Source organism: Yoonia sp., assembly GCF_965660735.1.
Classification (GTDB): Bacteria; Pseudomonadota; Alphaproteobacteria; order Rhodobacterales; family Rhodobacteraceae; genus Yoonia.
In genome coordinates this window covers 1-20,194 of the sequence record NZ_CBFIBD010000032.1, presented here as the reverse complement: position 1 = coordinate 20,194, position 20,194 = coordinate 1, and the positions used below count along the sequence as shown (strand labels likewise).

At 58.1% G+C, this 20,194-nt stretch carries 24 protein-coding genes, 1 tRNA gene and 2 pseudogenes; 18 read left to right on the top strand and 9 right to left on the bottom strand.

Annotation, left to right across the window (positions count from 1 at the left end; translation table 11 throughout):
* Positions 1-50 precede the first annotated feature (50 nt).
* The 16 genes and pseudogenes from ACTG4B_RS11840 to ACTG4B_RS11765 all read left to right on the top strand — a co-directional run.
* Positions 51-200 (top strand): hypothetical protein, encoded by a 150-nt coding sequence (locus tag ACTG4B_RS11840; protein WP_439155910.1) that lies wholly within the window; start codon positions 51-53, stop codon positions 198-200.
* A 6-nt stretch (positions 201-206) separates the two neighbouring features.
* Entirely contained in the window at positions 207-1,475 is a 1,269-nt protein-coding gene (murA, locus tag ACTG4B_RS11835; protein WP_439155909.1) for a UDP-N-acetylglucosamine 1-carboxyvinyltransferase, read from the top strand.
* Entirely contained in the window at positions 1,472-1,951 is a 480-nt protein-coding gene (locus ACTG4B_RS11830; RefSeq protein ID WP_439155908.1) for a DUF2948 family protein, read from the top strand. Before murA ends, ACTG4B_RS11830 begins: the two co-directional genes overlap by 4 nt.
* Positions 1,952-2,010: 59 nt before the next feature.
* On the top strand, positions 2,011-3,321 hold the full coding sequence (gene hisD, locus ACTG4B_RS11825; protein WP_439155907.1) for a histidinol dehydrogenase: 1,311 nt from the start codon (positions 2,011-2,013) through the stop codon (positions 3,319-3,321).
* Complete coding sequence (locus ACTG4B_RS11820; RefSeq protein ID WP_439155906.1) at positions 3,318-3,797, top strand: UPF0262 family protein; 480 nt, start codon at positions 3,318-3,320, stop codon at positions 3,795-3,797. The genes hisD and ACTG4B_RS11820 overlap by 4 nt, the downstream gene beginning before the upstream one ends.
* A 1-nt stretch (position 3,798) precedes the next feature.
* Positions 3,799-4,281 carry a low molecular weight phosphatase family protein gene (locus ACTG4B_RS11815; RefSeq protein WP_439155905.1) on the top strand — a complete coding sequence of 161 codons (483 nt, stop codon included), beginning with the start codon at positions 3,799-3,801 and terminating at the stop codon, positions 4,279-4,281.
* Entirely contained in the window at positions 4,274-4,675 is a 402-nt protein-coding gene (locus tag ACTG4B_RS11810; protein ID WP_439155904.1) for a ketosteroid isomerase-related protein, read from the top strand. The genes ACTG4B_RS11815 and ACTG4B_RS11810 overlap by 8 nt, the downstream gene beginning before the upstream one ends.
* The gene (locus tag ACTG4B_RS11805; RefSeq protein ID WP_439155903.1) at positions 4,672-5,259 is read left to right on the top strand and encodes a GNAT family N-acetyltransferase; all 588 of its coding nucleotides are present in this window, start codon (positions 4,672-4,674) and stop codon (positions 5,257-5,259) included. Before ACTG4B_RS11810 ends, ACTG4B_RS11805 begins: the two co-directional genes overlap by 4 nt.
* A complete protein-coding gene (locus ACTG4B_RS11800; RefSeq protein ID WP_439155902.1) occupies positions 5,256-6,137 on the top strand; it encodes a carbon-nitrogen hydrolase family protein in 882 nt (293 codons plus the stop codon). Before ACTG4B_RS11805 ends, ACTG4B_RS11800 begins: the two co-directional genes overlap by 4 nt.
* Positions 6,138-6,229: 92 nt before the next feature.
* Positions 6,230-6,448: a translation initiation factor IF-1 gene (infA, locus tag ACTG4B_RS11795; RefSeq protein WP_007205486.1), complete on the top strand. Its 219-nt coding sequence runs from the start codon at positions 6,230-6,232 to the stop codon at positions 6,446-6,448.
* An 83-nt stretch (positions 6,449-6,531) separates the two neighbouring features.
* Entirely contained in the window at positions 6,532-7,137 is a 606-nt protein-coding gene (locus ACTG4B_RS11790; RefSeq protein WP_439155901.1) for a Maf family protein, read from the top strand.
* On the top strand, positions 7,134-8,168 hold the full coding sequence (locus tag ACTG4B_RS11785; protein ID WP_439155900.1) for a ribonuclease E/G: 1,035 nt from the start codon (positions 7,134-7,136) through the stop codon (positions 8,166-8,168). Before ACTG4B_RS11790 ends, ACTG4B_RS11785 begins: the two co-directional genes overlap by 4 nt.
* Positions 8,168-8,353 carry a DNA gyrase inhibitor YacG gene (locus ACTG4B_RS11780; RefSeq protein ID WP_439155899.1) on the top strand — a complete coding sequence of 62 codons (186 nt, stop codon included), beginning with the start codon at positions 8,168-8,170 and terminating at the stop codon, positions 8,351-8,353. Before ACTG4B_RS11785 ends, ACTG4B_RS11780 begins: the two co-directional genes overlap by 1 nt.
* 93 nt (positions 8,354-8,446) lie before the next feature.
* Positions 8,447-8,521 (top strand) — tRNA-Phe (locus ACTG4B_RS11775).
* An 876-nt stretch (positions 8,522-9,397) separates the two neighbouring features.
* Complete coding sequence (locus ACTG4B_RS11770) at positions 9,398-10,294, top strand: hypothetical protein (RefSeq protein ID WP_439155898.1); 897 nt, start codon at positions 9,398-9,400, stop codon at positions 10,292-10,294.
* 653 nt (positions 10,295-10,947) lie between these two features.
* Positions 10,948-11,166 (top strand): annotated as a pseudogene (locus ACTG4B_RS11765) (DUF7249 family protein); the annotation flags it as partial.
* A gap of 60 nt (positions 11,167-11,226) precedes the next feature.
* On the opposite strand, the pseudogene ACTG4B_RS11760 reads toward ACTG4B_RS11765, so the two are convergent.
* Both ACTG4B_RS11760 and ACTG4B_RS11755 read right to left on the bottom strand, forming a co-directional pair.
* Positions 11,227-11,660, bottom strand: a pseudogene (locus tag ACTG4B_RS11760) (IS5 family transposase); the annotation flags it as partial.
* 73 nt (positions 11,661-11,733) lie between these two features.
* Complete coding sequence (locus tag ACTG4B_RS11755) at positions 11,734-12,162, bottom strand: MarR family winged helix-turn-helix transcriptional regulator (protein WP_439155897.1); 429 nt, start codon at positions 12,160-12,162, stop codon at positions 11,734-11,736.
* Positions 12,163-12,310: 148 nt separating this feature from the next.
* Here ACTG4B_RS11755 and ACTG4B_RS11750 point away from each other — a divergent pair, with 148 nt between their 5' ends.
* Positions 12,311-14,239 carry an FAD-dependent monooxygenase gene (locus tag ACTG4B_RS11750; protein WP_439155896.1) on the top strand — a complete coding sequence of 643 codons (1,929 nt, stop codon included), beginning with the start codon at positions 12,311-12,313 and terminating at the stop codon, positions 14,237-14,239.
* A gap of 102 nt (positions 14,240-14,341) precedes the next feature.
* On the opposite strand, the gene ACTG4B_RS11745 is transcribed toward ACTG4B_RS11750, so the two are convergent.
* The 7 genes from ACTG4B_RS11745 to ACTG4B_RS11715 form a co-directional block, all read right to left on the bottom strand.
* Positions 14,342-15,052 (bottom strand): benzoate/H(+) symporter BenE family transporter, encoded by a 711-nt coding sequence (locus ACTG4B_RS11745; RefSeq protein ID WP_439155895.1) that lies wholly within the window; start codon positions 15,050-15,052, stop codon positions 14,342-14,344.
* Complete coding sequence (locus ACTG4B_RS11740) at positions 15,019-15,399, bottom strand: benzoate/H(+) symporter BenE family transporter (protein WP_439155925.1); 381 nt, start codon at positions 15,397-15,399, stop codon at positions 15,019-15,021. The genes ACTG4B_RS11745 and ACTG4B_RS11740 overlap by 34 nt, the downstream gene beginning before the upstream one ends.
* A 99-nt stretch (positions 15,400-15,498) precedes the next feature.
* Positions 15,499-16,122 carry a 3-oxoacid CoA-transferase subunit B gene (locus ACTG4B_RS11735; RefSeq protein WP_439155894.1) on the bottom strand — a complete coding sequence of 208 codons (624 nt, stop codon included), beginning with the start codon at positions 16,120-16,122 and terminating at the stop codon, positions 15,499-15,501.
* On the bottom strand, positions 16,122-16,826 hold the full coding sequence (locus tag ACTG4B_RS11730) for a CoA transferase subunit A (protein WP_439155893.1): 705 nt from the start codon (positions 16,824-16,826) through the stop codon (positions 16,122-16,124). Before ACTG4B_RS11730 ends, ACTG4B_RS11735 begins: the two co-directional genes overlap by 1 nt.
* Complete coding sequence (locus tag ACTG4B_RS11725; RefSeq protein ID WP_439155892.1) at positions 16,823-17,683, bottom strand: 3-keto-5-aminohexanoate cleavage protein; 861 nt, start codon at positions 17,681-17,683, stop codon at positions 16,823-16,825. The genes ACTG4B_RS11730 and ACTG4B_RS11725 overlap by 4 nt, the downstream gene beginning before the upstream one ends.
* A 236-nt stretch (positions 17,684-17,919) precedes the next feature.
* Positions 17,920-18,777: an alpha/beta fold hydrolase gene (locus ACTG4B_RS11720; RefSeq protein ID WP_439155891.1), complete on the bottom strand. Its 858-nt coding sequence runs from the start codon at positions 18,775-18,777 to the stop codon at positions 17,920-17,922.
* Positions 18,774-19,154, bottom strand: coding sequence for a hypothetical protein (locus ACTG4B_RS11715; RefSeq protein ID WP_439155890.1), 381 nt, complete (start codon positions 19,152-19,154; stop codon positions 18,774-18,776). The genes ACTG4B_RS11720 and ACTG4B_RS11715 overlap by 4 nt, the downstream gene beginning before the upstream one ends.
* A gap of 286 nt (positions 19,155-19,440) precedes the next feature.
* Here ACTG4B_RS11715 and ACTG4B_RS11710 point away from each other — a divergent pair.
* The coding region (locus tag ACTG4B_RS11710) for a dioxygenase (RefSeq protein ID WP_439155889.1) at positions 19,441-20,194 on the top strand (754 nt) is incomplete at its 3' end.

Here is a 20,194-nt window from a genome sequence, read left to right as displayed (position 1 = left end):
GTGCAAGCCCTCTCTGGACGGTTTTTACCCATGTTGATAACACGGCAGTCATGAGCGACAAACAAAACAAGACCAAACCGGCAAAACCCGCCGCCAGCCGCGAAGACCGGTTGAAGGCCGCGCTGAAGGCCAATATGGCCAAGCGCAAGGCGCAGGCCCGTGCGCGGACCACAGAAACAGGCAAAGAAAAGAAAGAGTAGGCAGGCATGGATTCCATCGTCGTCACGGGCGGCACGCCGCTGAAGGGAAAAATCCGGATCGCGGGGGCCAAGAATGCGGCCCTTGCCCTGATGCCCGCGACCTTGCTTTCAGAGGAACCGCTGACGCTGACCAACGCGCCGCGCCTGTCGGATATCAAGACGATGACCGCGCTGCTGCAATCGCTGGGGGTCGAGGTGACAGCCCTTCAGGACGGCAAGGTGCAGGTCCTGTCCAGCCATGACATGACATCGACGACCGCCGATTATGAAATCGTCCGCAAGATGCGGGCGTCGAACCTTGTGCTGGGCCCGCTTTTGGCGCGGCATCACAAGGCCATCGTATCCCTGCCCGGCGGCTGCGCGATCGGTGCGCGGCCGATGGATATTCATGTCTCCGCCCTCGAGGCAATGGGCGCGCAGATCGAACTGAAGGACGGCTATCTGCACGCCACCGCCAAGGGCGGCTTGAAAGGCGCGCGTGTGCCGCTGCGTTTTGCCAGCGTGGGGGCCACTGAAAACGTACTGATGGCCGCGACACTGGCCAAAGGCACCACTATCATCGAAAATGCCGCTCGCGAACCCGAAATCATTGATCTGGCGCAATGCCTGCGTCGCATGGGCGCGCAGATTGAAGGCGAAGGCACCAGCACGATCACGGTGCAGGGCGTGGACCGGTTGGGTGCGGCCACCCATCCCGTCGTGACCGACCGGATTGAACTGGGCACCTATATGCTGGCACCCGTATTTGCGGGGGGCGAGGTGGAATGTCTGGGCGGCCGGCTGGATCTGGTGGGCGCCTTTGTGGAAAAACTGGATGCGGCGGGGGTGGATGTGACCGAAACGGCGGATGGGTTGAAGGTGAAACGCCGGACCGACCGGGCGCACGCCGTTGACATCACAACCGAAGTTTTCCCCGGCTTTCCGACGGATTTGCAGGCGCAGATGATGGCGATGCTGTGCACGGCGGAAGGCACATCGGTGCTGGAGGAAAAGATTTTCGAGAACCGTTTCATGCACGCCCCCGAACTGGTCCGCATGGGCGCCAACATCGAGGTGCATGGCGGCACGGCGACCGTCCACGGTGTGGACCGACTGAAAGGGGCGCCTGTGATGGCGACCGACCTGCGCGCATCGGTGTCGCTGATCCTTGCAGGGCTGGCGGCAGAAGGTGAAACATTGGTCAGCCGTGTTTATCATCTGGATCGCGGCTATGAGCAGGTCGAGGAAAAACTGGGTGCGGTTGGCGCAAAAATCGAACGGGTGACAGGATCATGACCGAAGACGCAAAGTTCGAGGACGGGCGCGAGGCGCCGCTGCGGCTAAGAGCGCTGGATACCGATGATCTGGCGGTGATCGCCGCCCTTGCGCAGGATGCGGTATTTCCAGCGTCCGAAATGCGCTGGGATCACAAGGCGCGCCGTTTCGCGCTGCTGTTGAACAGGTTCCGCTGGGAAGACGCGGATCGCGCGGCCCGTGGCAAGCGTGGGTTCGAACGGGTACAGGCAGTTCTGGCATTCGAGGATGTGATGCGCGTGCAAAGCCAGGGCGTGGATAAATCCGACCCCGATATGGTGTTCTCTCTGCTGTCGATCACATTTCAACCGGCCGAGGATGGCACGGGCCGGATCGAACTGACGCTGGCAGGTGACGGCGTCATCGCGCTGGAGGTCGAAGCGCTGGAGTTGATCCTGCGCGATGTGACCCGACCATATGTCGCGCCCTCGGGCAAGGCGCCGTCGCATCCTGAATGACCGGACCGCATTGATGAACCCGATGCGCCCCGCTATGTCGTGGCGCAAAGGAGTCACCCATGCCGCAGTTTCTGTCCACCTCTGATGCAGATTTCGACGCCCGTTTTACCGCCCTGCTGGGCGCCAAGCGCGAGGACAGCCCCGATGTGGATGATGTCGTCGCCGGAATCATCGCTGATGTGCGCGCGCGCGGTGACGCAGCGGTGCTGGAATTGACGGCAAAATTCGACCGCTTGGACCTGACGCCTGAAACGATGCGGTTTTCACCCGATGAAATCGAGGAATACTGCGCCCAGGTCAGCGATGCCGACACACAGGCACTTGAACTGGCTGCGGCCCGTATCCGCGCCTATCACGCCCGCCAGATGCCCGACGATGCGCAATGGACAGATGACACCGGTGCGATGCTGGGCTGGCGTTGGACGCCCGTTTCGGCGGCAGGGCTTTATGTGCCGGGGGGGCTGGCCAGTTACCCTTCATCGGTCCTGATGAACGCGATACCTGCCAAGGTCGCTGGCGTGCAAAGACTGGCAATCGTGGTCCCGACGCCCGACGGTGTCGTGAACCCGCTGGTACTGATGGCGGCACGAATAGCCGGGGTGGATGAGATTTACCGGGTCGGCGGCGCGCAAGCGGTTGCCGCACTTGCCTACGGCACGCAGACGATTGCACCGGTGGACAAGATCACGGGCCCGGGCAATGCCTTTGTCGCCGCTGCAAAACGGCGCGTGTTCGGCAAAGTGGGGATCGACATGATCGCCGGGCCATCCGAAATTCTGGTAATTGCAGACAAGGACAACGACCCCGACTGGATCGCGCTTGATCTGTTGTCGCAGGCCGAACATGACGAAAGCGCCCAGTCGCTGCTGATCACCGACGATGCCGCATTCGGGCAGGCGGTGGCGGCTGCCGTGGACAAGCGGCTGGAAACGCTGGAACGCCGCGCGATTGCCGGGGCAAGCTGGCGCGACTTTGGCGCGGTCATCACGGTGGACAGCATGGATCAGGCAGTGGCCCTGTCTGACCGCATCGCACCCGAACACCTTGAAATTTGCACAGTAGATGCTGAAGATCTGGCCAATCGCATCCACCACGCCGGCGCGATCTTCATCGGGGGTTGGACTCCCGAAGCGATCGGCGATTACATTGGCGGGCCTAATCACGTCTTGCCGACTGCGCGGTCGGCCCGATTTTCAAGTGGACTGTCCGTTATGGATTTCATCAAACGCACCACACTGTCGCGCATGACGCCAGACGCGCTGGCGGCCATTGGCCCCGCCGCCGAACGGCTGGCCCAATCCGAAAGCCTACAGGCGCATGGCCTGTCTGTGCGCGCCCGCCTGGACCGTCTGAACCGGGGGGACGCATGAGCAAGATCACCCATATCGACCTTGACGACAGTGGTCTGCCGCCACCCACGCCCGAAATTGATCAGGAACGCAAGGTCGCGATGTTCGACCTGCTGGAGGACAACAGCTTTGCCCTGCCAGCGCGCGACGGGCGCGCCGTGCCTGACGGGCCTTATCACCTTGGCCTGTCGATCCGCGAACGGCGGCTGGTCTTTGACGTGCGCACCGAGGACGACACCCCGGCGGGCGAGTTTCACCTGTCGCTGGGGCCGTTCCGACAGGTCGTCAAAGACTACTTTCAGATCTGCGAAAGCTATTTCGACGCCGTGAAGACCCTGCCACCCAGCCAGATCGAAACCATCGACATGGCCCGGCGCGGCATCCACAACGAAGGCGCACGGGTGTTGCAGGAACGCCTGGAAGGCAAGGCCGAGGTCGATATCGACACCGCACGCCGGCTCTTCACGTTGATCTGTGTCTTGCATTTCGGGGGTTGAAGTGGCGAACGATGGCACATACCAGGCGCTGCCCCAATCGGTGCTGTTTTGCTGCGACCACAACGCCGTGCGATCCCCCATGGCCGAGGGGATCATGAAAAAGCTGTATGGGACCGATTGCTATATTCAGTCCGTTGGCGTCAAGAACGATATGGAAATTGACGGTTTTGCCATCACCGTTTGTGCGGAAATCGGGGTGGAGCTTTCGCGCCACCGGTCACGGTCTTTCGACGAAATGGAAGACTGGGGCGACGATCTGTCATCCTTTGATCTGGTGCTTGCCCTGTCGCCTGCCAGCCAGCGCCGTGCGCTGGACCTGACACGGTTTTACCACCTTGATGTTGAATATTGGCCGATCCTTGACCCCACTGGTCTGGGTGACAGCCGCGCGGCAAAGTTGGACAGCTACCGCCAGACCCGTGATCAGATCATCGCACGGCTGACAGACCGCTGGGGACCGGGAAAGGCAGACACCCATGACTGACGCCACACAAACCCTGCGCCGCTATTTCGACGCCTTCAACGCGGGCGAGGTAGACGGGATGCTGGCGGAACTGTCCGACGATGTGGCCCATCACGTCAACGAAGGCAAGATCCGCCACGGCAAACCTGCCTTTGCCGAATTCTGCGCCCATATGAACCGCTGCTATGCCGAGGAGTTGACCGATATCGTTCTGTATTCAGCCCTGGAAGGCACGCGGGGTGCAGCCGAATTCACCGTAAACGGCACCTATCTGCAAACCGACCCCGGCCTGCCAGAGGCGCGTGGCCAGATCTATCGCTTACCCGGCGGGTCTTTCATGACCTTGCATGGCGGCAAAATCACCCGCGTGACGACCTATTACAATCTGGCCGACTGGTTGCAGCAGGTGTCATGACCGTCGATGTGCGCCCGCTGACAGGTGAAGACCTGACCGCCGTGCTGCCGGATGTGGCGCGGCTGCGCATGGCCGTGTTCCGTGACTGGCCCTATCTGTACGAGGGCACATTCGACTACGAACACCGCTATCTGCAAAGCTATCGCAACAGTGCAGGCGCGATCCTTGTCGGGGCGTTCGATGGTGATACGCTGGTCGGTGCGGCAACCGGCACCCCGATGGAAGATCACGCCGATGATTTCGCCGCCGCCTTTGCCGGCACCGACATGGCGCTGAGCGATATTTTCTATTGCGCCGGATCGGTCCTGCTGCGCGCCTATCGCGGCCGCGGGATCGGACATGCGTTCTTTGCCGCGCGCGAGGATCACGCCCGCCGGTTAGGCCGCGGGATTTCGGCTTTTTGTGCGGTTCAGCGCCCGGCAGATCACCCTGCACGGCCCGCTGGCTACACCCCGCTTGATCCGTTCTGGCATAACCGCGGCTATATGCCCCTGCCCGGTGTCGTCACGTCATTTTCATGGACGGATGTGGGTGATGCCGCGCAGACCGCCAAACTGATGCAATTCTGGAGCAAACACCTATGAAGATCGCCACCGCCGCCTATCAGCCGGAATGGCATGCAGATTGGGCAACGACGGCGGCCAAACTGGATGCCTGGGTCAGCAATGCGGCGGAACGGGGAGCCGATCTGCTGGTCTTTCCCGAATATGCCGGGGTCGAGGCGGCGCTGCTTGGCGTGCCCGATGGCAATGGCGATCCCGTCCGCTGGCGCGATGCGATGGTGCGGGCGGCCGACGACTGGATCGCGCTGCACCGTGAATTGGCGATGCGGCACGGTGTGACCATCCTTGCGGGCAGCTTGAACGCAGCTGGCCCCGCAGGGCGAGTGAACCGCGCGACACTTTGCACACCAAATGGCGCCACAGGCGCGCAGGACAAAATGATCCTGACGCCTTATGAACGGCAAAACATGGGCCTGACAGCGGGCGCGGCTTTGCAAGTGTTCGACACAACCCTTGGGCGGATCGGCGTGCTGATCTGCTACGACAGCGAATTTCCCCTGTTGGCCCGCGCCCTGCTGGAGGCAGGGGCAGAGATCATCCTTGTGCCATCCTGCACCGAACAACGCGCAGGCCAGACCCGCGTGCGCCAATCCGCCCGTGCCCGCGCAATCGAAGGGCAATGCCTGGTCGTGCAATCCCCGCTGGTGGGGCGCGTGCCAGGTTGCGACATTGTGAATGCCAATACCGGGCGCGCCGCACTGTTCTGCCCGCCCGATTACGGCCTGCCCAGCGACGGGATCATTGCGCAGGGGGAAACCGATCAGCCCGGTTGGACCATCGCGGATGTTGACCTGACCCATGTTGGCAGTGCACGAAACACCGGCCAGGTCGGTAACTTTGCCCATTGGTCCGAGCAGGATACGCGCATCAAATCCATCACATCCGTGATGTTGCGCTGATGAGGCGCTGATTTGCCCTTGAAAATTGGTGAAATGAGGCGCATCTAAGCGCCGTCCGCAAAAGTCAGCGGAAGAGAAACACAGGAGATCACATGGCCAAGGAAGAACTGCTCGAATTCCCAGGTGTCGTGAAAGAACTTCTGCCAAATGCGACGTTTCGGGTCGAGCTGGAAAACGGCCATGAGATCATCGCGCATACGGCAGGCAAGATGCGCAAGAACCGCATCCGGGTTCTGGCCGGCGACAAGGTGCAAGTCGAAATGACCCCTTACGATCTGACCAAGGGTCGGATCAACTATCGTTTCAAATAGCGTGAGGCAATGCTTCACGCAGCGCGGGTAAGCGTCTTGCCCTTGGCAAGACGTGGTCGTCGCCCGGTTGCAAGTTACGCGGCATGACAACGCTCTCCCCCGATCCAACGCTTTCGCTGGTCCTCGGCTCAGGCTCGCCCCGGCGGCTGGAGCTTTTGGCGCAGCTTGGCGTGACCCCATCTGCCATCCGCCCCCCCGACATTGACGAAGGCCCCCACAAGGGCGAATTGCCCCGCGACTATGTCAAGCGGATCGCGCGCGAAAAAGCAGCGGCAGTGGTTGCCGATACAGGCGAGGTCGTGCTTTGCGCTGATACCACTGTGGCGCTTGGGCGCCGGATCTTGGGCAAACCCGTAGATGCAGGCGAGGCAGCGCAATTTCTGGATGCGCTGTCGGGGCGACGGCACAAGGTTATCACCGCCGTCGCCGTCAAACACGGCGACCGGATATGGTTGAAGGACGTGCAAAGCACCGTGGCCATGAAGCAATTATCCGACGCCGAGGTGAATGCATATCTGGCCAGCGGAGACTGGCAGGGCAAGGCGGGGGGCTATGCCATTCAAGGCCCCGCGGGTGCATTTATTCCGTGGATCAACGGGTCTTATACCGGCATCGTCGGACTGCCATTGACCGAAACCGCAGGACTGCTGACAGCGGCCGGTTTCCCGCTTTATCAAGGTGCTGCATGAAGGGCCGGATGATTATCCTCGACCATATAAATGATATGGAAGCTGCCGCCCGTCTGGTGGATGGAAAACTCGATGATCTGCTGATCGATCACGCAGATGGCCCGCGACCCGGCGCCATTTTTCGCGGTATCTGCGACAGGCCGATCAAGGGACAAGGCGGCATGATGTTGCGCCTGCCCGACGGTGAAACGGCGTTCTTGCGCCAAGGCAAGGGGTTGCGCGCGGGCCAGGCCTTGCTGGTGCAGGTCACAGGCTATGCGGAGGATGGCAAGGCGGTGCCCGTCACCGACCGCGTGCTGTTCAAAAGCCGCTATGCGATTGTAACACCAGGCAAGCCGGGGCTGAACATCTCTCGCCAGATTACCGATGAGGATACCCGCGATGCCCTGCTTGCGGTGGCACATGAGGTGTACGAGGGTGCGCATGGGCTGATCCTGCGATCGTCCTGCGACGGCGCGGACGCGACAGAAATTGCCGATGACATCCTTGCCATGGCCGCATTGGCAGATGCGGTGCTGGCAGATGCGACAGGTACCACGCCAGAGGCTCTGACCGAAGGCGACGGCCCGCACGCGCTGGCCTGGCGCGACTGGACCGGGGCGGCGACGGTTGTCACCGAGGCCGGCAGCCTTGACGCCCACGGTGTGCTGGAACAGATCGGCGCCCTAAGTAATCCGATGGTGCCCTTGGGCGAAGGCACGATGTATGTGGAACCGACGCGTGCGCTGGTGGCCGTTGATGTGAATACCGGGGGTGACACGTCGCCTGCGGCAGCACTCAAGGCGAACCTTGCCGCCGCCCGTGCCCTGCCCCGCGCGCTGCGCCTGCGCGGGCTTGCCGGACAGATCAGCGTTGATTTCGTGTCGATTTCCAAGGCGCACCGCAAACAGGTGGAACAATCGCTGCGCGCTGCATTCAAGTCTGACCCGATCGAAACGTCGCTGGTCGGCTGGACACCCATGGGTCTGTTCGAATTGCAGCGCAAGCGCGAACGCGCGCCTCTGCCCGGAACCCTGACGAGAGGTATCTGATGACCTGCCCGATTTGCGACAAGCCGACTGACAAAAAGTTCCGTCCCTTCTGTTCAAAACGCTGCGCGGATATCGATCTGGGCAAATGGCTGACCGGAAGCTACGCTATTGCATCCGAAGATCCCGAGGATCTGGACGCATTGGAAGACGCGATGCAAGAGGCGCAAACTCAGAAACCGCATTAAGAGTTGAATTCCGGTCAACTTCCCTCTGGACACCCCCCGCCCCCGCGTCTAAAACGCCGCTACCCAATGGGTCGCTCAGGCGCCCTTTCCGATGCCCGGGTAGCTCAGGGGTAGAGCAGTGGATTGAAAATCCTCGTGTCGGTGGTTCGATTCCGCCCCCGGGCACCATTTTTATCCTACAAAATTGTGTGGATAAATGTTTTATATCAATGACTTAAATCGCCACCGGTACTTCCGGAGTGGCAGTAATTAGTCGGATTCGCTCCACATTTTGCTCCACAATTCCAATCGTAAGGCCAGAAAAGGCCGATTCAAGTTGAGCGGCCTCTGCGTGGTAGCTGGTAGCTGTGGAACGCCGCAAACCTTTGACTCGATAGCCAAGATTTTCTGAATCATATGAATGGGCAGCGTCATGCAAATATGGCCCAAACGTCAAGCATTTCTAACCCAGACCGGACCTACATCGCAGCCTTGTTCAAGGTCGGCAGAGCGGACGGAGCACCATTTCGCTGCGACAGCGCCAACGGCCGCTTTTGAAAATCGAGAGCTGTCAGAAACGGTCGTTTCCGCCGGTGACAGAAACGTATGAGTTTTGATACCTCCGCGAAAGCTCGGAAAGTTGTGGAGCGCGCTATGGGCCGTCCTTTCTGCTCTCGCAATCAGCGAATGTGCGTTGACTGCAACTTAGCTACCCACATTCGTGTTGCAGTACGAAACTTTGCCAAAAGCCTATAGATAAAACGGCTTGAGCAAAAACGGTCGTTTTTGTCCGAACAATGGCAGCGGGTTTTGTCCAAAACTGGCCATTCGTGACCTGTTGGCGCTTCGCGCGGACGGGCATGCTATGCTTGGAAGCAAGCAATAAGCGGTCGATATCTAGATATCAAAATGGGCGCTTAAAGCGCCCATTTTTTGTTCTTGAGCCTAATTTCTAAGCGACGGAGCACCTAGCTGTGATGCATGCACATCAGGTGAGGTCGAATTCCCCGCTTTTAGCACCGGCAAGGAAGAGGCGATGAGGCCACGCATGGTCCGCAAGCGGTTATGGGTTTCGCCGGTGGCGACACGATTTTCAAGATAGACAAGATCGCGGAAGAAGAGCTGCTAGAGGCTTTTTCTAAGTGGCCAGATTGTTACAAGCCCATCCAGCTTTACGGAGAAGGCCTTGATGAAGAAGGCTTAATCGTGGGTGATCGCAGGTGTCGACCCAAGATAACTATTTTGATCGATCCAATAGATGGTACGCGCAACATTATGTATGACAAACGGTCGGCGTGGTTCATTGCTGCGGCTGCCGCTTGGCGGGAACAGAGACCAACAACAGACGATATTCGTGCATCGGCTCTGGTTGAAATTCCACCGAGTAAGGCGGGGCTATCAGACAGTTTTGTTCTAGCGTTTGATGGGCCGCTTATTGCTGACAGAACACCTCTCGCGGAAGGGAAAGGAATACAATGGGTTCCTAGGCCCAGTAGTTCAAAGAGCTTGGAATTTGGCTTTGCGCAGGTTGCGAACTTCTTCCCTGGTACGAAGGTGCTAGCAAGTGAACTGATGGAGTTCATAGCGGCAAACGTTTCCGGATCTGCCCGTGTCGGTGAGAGCCTAATATTTGATGACCAATATCTTTCGACAGCTGGTCAGTTTGTTGAGCTTCTCTGCGGGCATGATCGCTTCTGTTGCGATTTGCGTCCGTTGTTTCACCGTATCCAGACTCAGCGAGACACATCTTTCCAACACGGCCTTGAATGCCATCCTTACGACATTGCCGGACTAAAGATAGCGGAAGCAGCGGGTGTGATCTTAACAGATGGTTTTGAGAACAAGCTGACAGCTTCATTTGATTGTAAAACAGGAATACACTGGTGCGGCTATGCGAACGTAGAAATCCAAAGGTTAGTTGAGCCCGTGGTTCAGCACTGGTTGGAAGAAAAGTTGCACTAGGCCCTGTCAAAACGGTCGATTTTAGGGGTTAGGTCTCCCACGGCCTTGCGCAATTTTCGATGCCCTCCAATGTTGCCTATTATTTTCAGTTTTATTTTTCCGACAGACTAAACCTTCTTCAGCTCTAGTGTCCTTGTCCCTGATGAGCAGGGCAAACAAGACCACCAACCAAGCATAGATCAGGAGAACTAAAATGGGAAAATCACTCAACGATCATCACAATGACGGTCAGACAGACGCGTCAAATGGCGATTACAATCCACCTCATAGTATAGGAGGCGAGTTCGCCGCATTCTGCGGGGTCAGCCACAAGAGCCTGTCAGAGGTACATGAAGAAAATGCAGCCTACCGTTCCGGCCAAGACAACGTAGACGATTGACACTTGATGCCAAAAGATAAGAACAACTTAAAGGGCCCCAGTTGGGGCCCTTTTGCGACCATGAACACGGCCGCAGAAATCGTGGCATAAGTAAATCACCCTGGTATCAATGAGGAGAGCACCTGTCGAACTGGCAGCTTGAGGGCAAAAGAATAACGCATGACAGTAGTAAAAAAATACGCAACGTTTGATCTGTAGGTGAAAAGCATTTCTTTGCTCCTCGGGAAAGGAACCCAAATCGCTAGTCCAACCATATTGTTACGAAGGACAAGCGATGAAAAATACAACTAATGAACTTGAATACAGGCCGTATAACGGTCATCCAAACTGGCAACTTTGGAACGTCACTATGTGGCTCTCAAACGATTATGAGCTTTACAAGCACGTGGTGTCATTGATCGACCAACACGGTGTAGAAGCAGCAGCAGATTGCCTTTGGCGGGAGCTTAAGGGCCAATCAACACCAGACGGCGCGGCTTATTCAAGAGGGGCCATCCGGTATGCCCTGAGAGACTTTTTAAAGAACTACTCGACTATTCCAATACAGGCCCGCGAAGAATTTCGCGGGCCTTTTTTGTTCTTTTTCCGTATCCGTGACAGCATGCAGCTTCGTGTTCATTCCGTCCTTGGTCTGCCCTATCAGGCGTCCACGCCCCCCTTTTTCAACCCCAGGCTTGAGGCCGTCCGGTGCGCTTTGAGGTAGGTCGCGTCGATGGAAATAGTCTTGTTGTCGGGGGCCTCCGCCGCCAACCCAGTCATTATCCGGGCGAACACACCCATATCGCTCCACCGCTTCCAGCGGTTGTACAATGTCTTGGTTGGACCGTAGGCAGTGGGCGCATCACACCAGCGTAACCCATTGCGGTTAATGAAGATAATACCGCTCAGAATACGCCTATCATCAACGCGTGGTCGACCTCGGCTCTTTGGAAAAAACGGTCGAAGCCGCACCATCTGCGCCTCTGTCAGCCAATAAAGATTGCTCATTAGTCCCCCAAATCATTAGAGACGTTGAATCACGACAACTACTCAACATCAAGCTGGTTAATGGGTCCTGAGCCTAATTCCCTGCTCCAAAGATGGCCTTTTCAGCCAGGCGCAAGAAGGTATGCTTTTCTGGCGCATCAAGCCCGGCAAGAATGTCGTCTTGCAGCGTCACGACAATCGGAAAAACCCCATCATACACCGATCGCCCATGGCTGGTGAGTGTCACCTCGCGGGCACGGCGGTCACGTTCACTGATTGTGCGGGACACATAGCCCTTTTGTTCCAGCCGGTCGATCACGCCACCGATCGTGGCGCGGTCATAGGCAATCTGTGCGGCGATGGTCGCCTGATCCAACCCGGGTGTTGCTGCAAGCGCGTCCAAAGCTGCGAATTGAACAGGCGTCAGGTCATAACCTGCCTGTTGCAGACGGGCCTGGAAAACATGCGTGGAGCGTTGGTTCAGTCGCCGGATCAGGTGACCTGCCATGTTTGCAACGCTCATTGTCTGTGGATCTCCGTTTGAGTGCCGCCCAAATACATATGTCAAAATTTAACCCTGAGAGGGAAGGTATGTACACATACCTTTTCCGCGTAAGATTAGTAAGTGTAGATATCAAATATCAACCATATCGACGCTGAGGAGGCGTTCCATGCAGTATTATCTTGATGGTTTCAGGCCCGGAGATCCCGATATCAAGGCATCCGCCCGTGACCCGAACCTTGACGCTGCCAATGGCAACGCCATTCCTGCATGCGTCGACGTTCTGATTGCCGGATGCGGACCGGCCGGGCTTTGCCTTGCCGCGCAACTTGCTGGTTTTCCGGAAATCTCAACAATGATCGTCGAACCTAAGCATGGCCCGATGGAAAAGGGCCAGGCCGATGGCGTAAGCGTCCGGTCGATGGAGATGTTTCAGGCATTCGGTTTTGCCGAGAAGATCAAGCGAGAAGCTTATTGGGTGAACCAGACGACGTTTTGGAAGCCGGACCCCGGCAAGCCGCAGAACATCCACCGAGTCGGTATCGCGCAGGATGTAGCTGACGACCAATCGGAAATGCCGCATACGATTGTGAACCAGGCCAGGATTCATCAACTTTTCCTCGATGTTATGAAAAATGCCCCTACCCGGCTCGAACCGCACTATGGGCTTCGTGTCCGGGATCTGACCATCGATGTCAGCACCAATGACCATCCCGTCACCGTCGTACTGGAATATGTGACCGAAGATGGCAGCGCAGGCGACACAACGACGGTGCGTGCCAACTATGTTGTGGGCTGTGACGGCGCGCGCAGCACAGTTCGCAAGGCTATCGGAGGCAAGCTGCACGGCGACGCCGCGCATCAGGCTTGGGGCGTGATGGACATTCTGGCAAATTCCGATTTCCCTGATCTCCGGCGGAAATGCCTGATCCAATCCGCCAAGGAAGGCAATATCCTGATCATTCCGCGCGAAGGCGGGTATCTGTTCCGGATGTATGTCGAGTTGGAAAAGCTCAATCCCGATGAACGCGTTGCGACCCGCAACCTGACCTCGGACCACATAATAGCCGCCGCGAACCGGATCATGTGCCCCTACGCCATCGACGTCAAAGAAGTTGTCTGGTGGTCAATATACGAGATTGGACACAGGCTGACCGACAAGTTCGACGATGTGCGAGCGGGCGAGACGGATCGCCGGAACCCGCGCGTCTTTACTGCCGGTGATGCCTGCCACACCCACAGCCCCAAGGCCGGACAAGGCATGAATGTATCCATGGGCGACACGTTCAACCTCGGCTGGAAACTCGCCCATGTGCTCACAGGTCGGACGGATCCAAGCCTGCTACACAGCTATTCGGCCGAGCGGCAGCTGGAGGCAAAGCGCCTTGTTGAAACCGACCACAAATGGGCGCGGATCATGAGCGCCCCACCCGGCGAATCCGAGCTTGATGGCAGCGAAATGCCACGCTTCCAAAAGCAATTCATCGAGAACCTCGAATTTACCGGCGGACTGGCCGTGCATTACGAACCCTCGGCGATCGTGGCGAAGCCAATTCACCAGCATACCGCCACCGGACAGATTATCGGCAAGCGCTTTCACTCAGCGCCCGTGCTAAGACTGGCTGATGCGAAGCCCATGCAACTGGGTCACATTGTCGAAGCTGACGGGCGCTGGCGCATCTACGCCTTTGCTGGTCTTGATGACAGCGGGCACAATGACGGCGCGATGCACAAGCTCTGCAAGTTCCTTGATGCGGATAAGGAGTCGCCAGTACGGCGCTTTACCCGAAGGGATGAAGATCCAGATGCGCTGATCGACATTCGGGCCATCTTTCAGCAGGATTTCACGTCGTTGAATTACGAAGACATGCCTGCGCTGTTGCGCCCCGCAAAGGGCCGCTACGGGCTGCGCGATTTCGAAAAGGTCTTTTGCGTCGATCACAAGTCAGGCGACGACATCTACGGCATGCGCGGGATTGATCGCAAATGCGGCTGCCTCGTGGTCGTTCGCCCGGACCAATATGTTGCGCATATTCTGCCGCTGGATGCCTTTTCGGACATCTCCGAATTCTTCAACGGTATCTTTCGGGCCAGTTGACGGACAAAGCCCCGGCGACGCGCAAGAATACCTGCGCACTCTTATTGGTTGTCGAGTGATGCTTCGATCAGGATTTCGTAGTGAACCTTCGGGTCGTCAGCGTCAGAAAATGAACGGCGATGCCGACCGCGCCCCCCAAAAGGCGGCGCCGATCCCGAACAACGTGACGCCAGATGCGGTGAAGAGAAAGGTGAGCAGCCCGGCCTGCGCATCTTCGGAAACGATGATTGCGCCCGTGGATTTGAGGATCGGTTGCAGCAACGCCAAACCGGCCAGCAATGCGATGACCGAGGACGGCAAAAGGATCAGGATTTCGACGATAGTCCCGGCAAAAACACCACCGACACAGAAGAACACGCCACAGGCAACACCGGCAATGTACCGGCGATCTGGTTCCACATGGTTATCAGGACCGGCACAGAAGGCCGCTGTGATTGATGCCAATGCAGTTGTAATTCCTCCGAATATCGCGGCACAAATCGACGCTATGCCCCCAAAGATCATAATCGGGTTGGCAGAAACGTCGTAGCCTTGCGCACGAAGGATCGCCATGCCGGGCAGGTATTGCCCGCTGAGTGTGGTGATCAGCAAAGGCAGTGCGAGGCTGAGCATCGCAGGCACCGAGAACGCTGGCGAAATGATCTGGGGATGCGCCATCGACACACTGACCGAAGAGATCGAGGTTTCGTAGGCGGATGAGGTGAGCACAACCGCCAAAGCCAGCAGGACAAGCACGGCATAGCGCGGGACGGTGACGGTGCACACGGCAAAGGCCGCGATCAAAGTCGCGATGATTGCCGGTTCGGTGGCCAAGCCGCCTGCAGCCTAGAGGCCAAAGCCGAAAAGATACCTGCCATCATGCCGTTCGTGACTGCAGGCGGCACGACTTGTACGAGCCGTTCGAGAATGCCGGAAACACCGATGAGCACCAAAGCGCCCGCGACGGCAATGTAGGCCCCGACCATTTCAGCAACCGACAGCGAAGTTCCAAGCCCAATCAAAAGCACGGTTCCCGGGGCAGACCATGCCATCGCAATCGGAACCCGAAACCAAAGACTTAGACCAATACTCGACAGACCTGCCGCGACCGAAATCGCGAAAACCCAGGATGTGAACGCAGGATTGGAGATGCCCATGGCATCGGCGGCGCTGAGGTAGATCAGCAGAGGATCGGAGTAAGAAACAAGGCAGCAAGAAAACCGGCCCCTATTGCGGAGCCGGAAATGTCGCTTGGGCGCAGCCCCCGGTATCTTGTGGCATCAGACAATCGTCGCCTCTGTGGCCTTGATGATATCCTCGCGGGTCACGCCCTCGGCGCATTCCACGATATGCAGCCCCTTGTGGGTCACATCGAGCACGCCGAGGTTGGTGATGATGCGGTCCACGACGCCCTTGCCGGTGAGGGGCAGAGTGCATTCTTTCAGGACTTTGCTTTCGCCATGTTTGTTCGTGTGGTCCATGACCACAACAACGCGACCGACGCCAGCGACAAGATCCATGGCGCCGCCCATACCCTTGACCAGCTTGCCCGGAATCATCCAGTTCGCGAGATCGCCGGTCTGGGACACCTCCATAGCACCCAGGATTGCGGCCGCGATCTTGCCGCCACGGATCATGCCGAAGGACGTGGCGCTGTCGAAATAGCTGGTCCGCGCCAGTTCGGTGATCGTCTGCTTTCCGGCGTTGATGAGATCAGGGTCTTCTTCCCCTTCAAACGGGAAAGGGCCCATGCCGAGCATTCCGTTTTCCGATTGAAGCGTGATATCCTTGTCGCCAACGTAATTGGCCACAAGTGTCGGGATACCAATCCCGAGGTTAACATACATGCCGTCTTCAAGCTCTTCGGCGGCGCGTGCCGCCATCTGATTGCGATCCCAGGGCATTATGCGTTCTCCCGCTTGCGCACAGTGCGCTGTTCGATCCGTTTCTCGTGATGGCCTTGAATGATCCGATGCACGTAGATGCCGGGCAGGTGAACGTGATCTGGGTCAATTGCCCCGCGCGGCACGATTTCCTCGACCTCCGCCACGCAGACCTTGCCGCACATGGCCGCCGGCGGGTTGAAGTTGCGGGCGGTTTTGCGAAAAATCAGGTTGCCGGTGTCATCGGCCTTCCACGCCTTCACGATGGCGAGATCGGCAAAGATGCCTTCTTCAAGGATGTATTCTTTGCCGCCCCAAACCTTGACTTCCTTGCCTTTCGCGATCTGGGTGCCCACTCCGGTTTGGGTGTAAAATCCGGGTATGCCTGCCCCACCTGCACGCATACGCTCGGCCAGGGTGCCCTGCGGATTGAATTCCAGTTCAAGCTCGCCAGACAGGTATTGGCGCATGAACTCGGCGTTCTCGCCCACGTAAGACGACATCATCTTCTTGATCTGGCGGGTCGCCAAGAGCTTGCCGAGGCCGAAATCGTCAACGCCCGCGTTGTTGGAAGCGACGGTCAGATCCTTAACGCCGCTCTCCACAAGCGCGTCGATCAGCAGCTCGGGAATGCCGCAGAGACCAAAGCCCCCGGCTGCGATCAGCATCCCGTCATGCAGGAGCCCGTCGAGGGCCTCTGATGCTGTGTTGTAGACCTTCTTCATTCCACTTGTCCTTCTTTGATATCTTCGGGAAGACGCAGTCCAAGAACGCGGCGCGCCTCGACCCAGGTCGCGACCGGCCGATTGTTCTGTTCGCAAATTTCAGCGGCGCGGCGGACAAGCGCCGCGTTCGAGGGTGCCAGTCTTTCGCGATAAAGTCGGACGTTATCCTCGAGTCCGGTCCGGGCATGGCCACCAGCGGCGATGGCCCATTCGTTCAGCGTGAGCTGGTTGGAACCTATGCCTGCGGCACACCACGGCGCGTCCGCGCCAAACAGGCGCTTGACCGTGTGGATGTAGTATTCAAACACGTCCCGATCGACCGGCATCGCGTTCTTCACACCCATGACGAACTGCACATAAGGGGTGCCCGCCAGCTGACCCTTGTCGGCCATGTCCTTGGCCTTCAGGATGTGGCTCAAATCAAAAGCTTCGATCTCGGGCTTGACGCCGTAAGCCAGCATTTCCGAGGCTAGCCAATCCACCAGATCCGGCGGGTTTTCATACACGCGGGTCGGGAAGTTGTTAGAGCCAACAGAGAGCGATGCCATGTCCGGCTTGAGCGACAACATCCCGCCACGCGTCTGGCCTGCACCAGAACGACCGCCGGTCGAGAACTGGATGATCATACCCGGGCAGTGTTCTTCGATCCCTTCCTTCAGCGCCGCGAATTTCTCGGGGTCAGAGGACGGTGTTTCATCGTCATTGCGCACATGGGCATGAACGATGGAGGCACCCGCCTCGAAGGCTTCATGCGTGGACTCGACCTGCTCCGATACGGTGATCGGAACGGCGGGATTGTTGGCTTTCGTGGGCAAACTACCCGTGATTGCCACACAGATGATACAGGGACTGGTCATGATATCTTTCCGTTTGGACAGGCCGACAGATCGTCGCTGTGCCGTGGTCAGGGTCTGGTCAGGGATGCGCGGCGGCGCGCACAGGTGCTTGGGTCTTGCTCAAGACTTCCAGGGCCTCGCGTTCTTCATCACTGAAAAACATCCATGCGGCCTCGGACGTCTTGTGTTTCTTGCATCCCGGACAGGGGTTTTCTGCGTTCTTGCACATGGTTCTTCCTCCCTTGATATGGTCTCGCTCAGGCGGCTTTGGCGGCCGCTTTCGGCATCTTTTCCAATGCCTCAACAAAGAATGGACGGAACCCGTCCGGATGTTCGCTCATCGGGAAATGTCCGAGTTCATCCATGACAGCCAGTGTGGCACCGGGGATCGCGTTCGCTGTCCTCTCGGCATCCTCGGGCGTGCAGGTCAGGTCATAGGCCCCGACGATGATATGGACGGGCGTTTTGGCCGTATTGATCGTCGGAAGGCGCGGGATCAGGCTGTCGTCCTTGGTGTAAAAGCTCAGATCCCCGCGAAACACGCCCGGCCCGCTTTGCATGAACATCCACAGGGTGTTCCAGCGCTCCGCATTCGGCGCATAAGGCGAGATATTGGCCGATACCAGCGCGGCACCCATCTCCCCACCGTGGGCATCGGGGCGGTGGAACCAATCGATATCGTACCAGGCAGGCTGGAAATCCGACGCTTCGATGGCGATGAACCCGCTGAATTTTTCGGGGTGAAGAGCCGCAAGTTGCAGTGCGATGCGGCCACCCATGGAACAGCCGGCAAGTACGGGGCGGTCCAGACCAAGCGCGCCGATGACGGCGAGAACGGTCTCGATATAGGCCTCGGTCGTCAGCAGGTATTCTTCAATCTCGAAGCCTTCGGGCGGCAGCGATTTACCGTGCCACGGCATGTCAAATGCAATCAGGCGGTTCGATGCAGTGATCTCGACATCATTCATCAGGTGGCGCCATTGGCGGGTGTCTGCGCCTGCGGTGTGCAGGCAGATGACCGGACGCCCTTGCCCTGCCTCTTCAAAATAGATGCGGCGGGCTGCGCCCTGAATGGCGACCGTCACATAGCGACCGGTGATTGGTTCGATGCTCATGCGGCCAACTCCTCTTTTGCGCGTGCCAGCGTCAGAACTTCCTTGAAAAATCGCAGGTTCTTGACGAGGCTCAGGATGTCTCCGTCGATCCGGCCACGGCCGATCTTCACCAATCCGAAGACGTCGTGGAACCCGGGTTCGGGACGCGCCTGCCAGAATTTCTCAAGGGCTTCGGCGTCTGTGCGCAACGCAAAGCGCCACGGGGTCTTGCGGCTCGGGCCCTCGTTGATCGAAACGATGCGGCCTTTTTCAAAGGTCAGATAATATTCATTGCCATCCACCTCGATCAAAACCGTCTCGGAAAAGAGACGCCCGATCCGCAGAAGATGCGGTGTATCTTCAAGGGTGGATTGGATGTGCTTAAAGGTATCGATCACCTGAGCCTCCCATGGGTTGATGCGTTACCCTTTGGTGACACGGACTGGCACGCCGAGGCCATACTGCGGGAGGTATGGGTCAATACTCTGGGACTGGTCGAAGCGAAGATGTCCCGCCAAACAGGTGGTTTACCGCATGCCAAGCGCATCTGTGCTTGATACGGTATCAACCGATACCGCCACAGGCATTGGGGTATGAGGCCGTTTCGACGAAGTCTGTATAGTGACGGGGAGCACACACGCATCCCGTGATCAGATTTTAGACCGCCAAGAGGAGGAAACACCCATGGGCATCGTAAACCAAGACAACATCACGGACGTCGTGATCGAGAGCCTCGGCAAGAATGGCGATATCACCGATCGCCAGCGCGAGATCATGACATCACTGATCAAGCACATGCACGGCTTTATCAAGGACGTGAGACTGCAGCACAGCGAATTTCTGGAGGCCTGCAGCTACCTTGTGCGCGCCGGAAAGCTCAGCAACGACAACCGTCAGGAATTCATTCTGCTGGCAGACATCATCGGTGTCGAGGTGCTGGTCGACATGATGACCAACCCGGTTGAGGGCAATGCCAGCGAATCCACGGTGCTTGGCCCGTTCTACCGCGAAAACCCGCCGGTTCTGCCCAAGGGCGGATCGACCATCCAGAAGCATTTCGACAACGAAGAAACCGCCTATTTCGAAGGCTATATCCGCGACGAGAATGGTAACGGCGTTGCCGGCGCCACCATGGACGTCTGGGAAGATGCGCCAAACGGCATCTACGAAAACCTTGACCCCGATCAGCCGGAATACAACCTGCGCGGTCGATTTGAGACAGACGAGAACGGGCATTATGCCTTTGTCGCCGTGCGTCCGGTTCCCTATCCGATCCCGGAAGATGAAACCGCTGGTGAATTGCTGCGTTTCATGGGGCACCACCCGAACCGTCCGGGCCACATGCACTTCATCATCTCAAAGGACGGCTACCGCCCGTTGATCAGCCAGATTTACGACGCAGACAGCGCCTGGCTGGAAGACGACAGCGTGTTCGCCG